This is a genomic window from Bacillus sp. SIMBA_031, assembly GCF_046535225.1.
In the GTDB taxonomy this organism is placed as follows: domain Bacteria; phylum Bacillota; class Bacilli; order Bacillales; family Bacillaceae; genus Bacillus; species Bacillus velezensis.
Genome location: NZ_JAWRXC010000686.1, coordinates 1 through 235, shown reverse-complemented (window position 1 = coordinate 235; position 235 = coordinate 1). Strand labels below are relative to the sequence as shown.

At 57.9% G+C, this 235-nt stretch carries 1 tRNA gene; it reads left to right on the top strand.

The window, feature by feature from the left end:
• The first annotated feature begins 78 nt into the window (after positions 1-78).
• Positions 79-155, top strand: a tRNA-Ile gene (locus tag SB724_RS21815).
• The last annotated feature ends 80 nt before the right edge of the window (positions 156-235 follow it).

Here is a 235-nt window from a genome sequence, read left to right as displayed (position 1 = left end):
GCGGTGTAGCTCAGCTGGCTAGAGCGTACGGTTCATACCCGTGAGGTCGGGGGTTCGATCCCCTCCGCCGCTACCATTGGACCTTTAGCTCAGTTGGTTAGAGCAGACGGCTCATAACCGTCCGGTCGTAGGTTCGAGTCCTACAAGGTCCACCACTTATACGGAGGAATACCCAAGTCTGGCTGAAGGGATCGGTCTTGAAAACCGACAGGGGTGTCAAAGCCCGCGGGGGTTC